The following is a 606-nucleotide window of genomic DNA, read 5'->3' as shown; positions in this document are numbered from 1 at the left end:
GGGCCGAACGCGGCGGCCTCTCGGGGAAGCCGATCGAGTCGCTCGCGACGGAGCGGGTGCGGTTCGTCGCGGAGCGCACCGACGTGCCCGTGATCGGCGTGGGCGGCGTCTCGGACGCCGCGGGCGCCTACGAGAAGATACGGGCGGGCGCCTCGCTCGTCCAGCTGTACACGGGCCTCGTCTACGAGGGACCGGGGCTGGCGCGGGAGATCAACGAGGGGCTGCTCGAACTGCTCGAACGGGACGGGTTCGACTCGGTCGGAGACGCCGTCGGCGCGGAGGAGTCGGGCGGTCGCGTACGACGCGCCGCCGCCGACGAAGGGCGTGAGCACCCACAGCGAGACGAGTTGTTGGTACTTCGACCACGCGGGGTCGCCGCCCATGGCGAGGCCGACGCCGACGACCGCGCCGGTGACGGTGAAGGCGGTCGCGATGGGGTAGCCGGCGAAGACGCCGATTGCGACGAGCACCGCCGCGGTGAGGAGCGCGACGACCGCGGCCCCCGCGGTCAGCGTGACGCCGCCGATGAGTTCCGTCCCGACCGCGTTGGTGACGTTCGCACCTTGCAGAAACGCTCCGGCGAAACCGAGCAGGCCGACGATGAAG

General features: G+C 72.3%; 2 pseudogenes. One reads left to right on the top strand and one right to left on the bottom strand.

Annotation, left to right across the window (positions count from 1 at the left end):
* Positions 1–281: pseudogene (locus D3D02_RS21575) on the top strand (dihydroorotate dehydrogenase (quinone)); the annotation flags it as partial.
* On the opposite strand, the pseudogene D3D02_RS18510 reads toward D3D02_RS21575, so the two are convergent.
* A pseudogene (locus tag D3D02_RS18510) lies at positions 255–606 on the bottom strand (inorganic phosphate transporter); the annotation flags it as partial. The pseudogenes D3D02_RS21575 and D3D02_RS18510 sit on opposite strands and share 27 nt — an antisense overlap.

The sequence above is a fragment of the Halobellus sp. Atlit-38R genome, assembly GCF_003665925.1.
GTDB lineage: Archaea > Halobacteriota > Halobacteria > Halobacteriales > Haloferacaceae > Haloquadratum > Haloquadratum inordinatus.
Note: the sequence above shows the minus strand (reverse complement) of the source record. Positions and strands in the feature narration are given on the sequence as shown.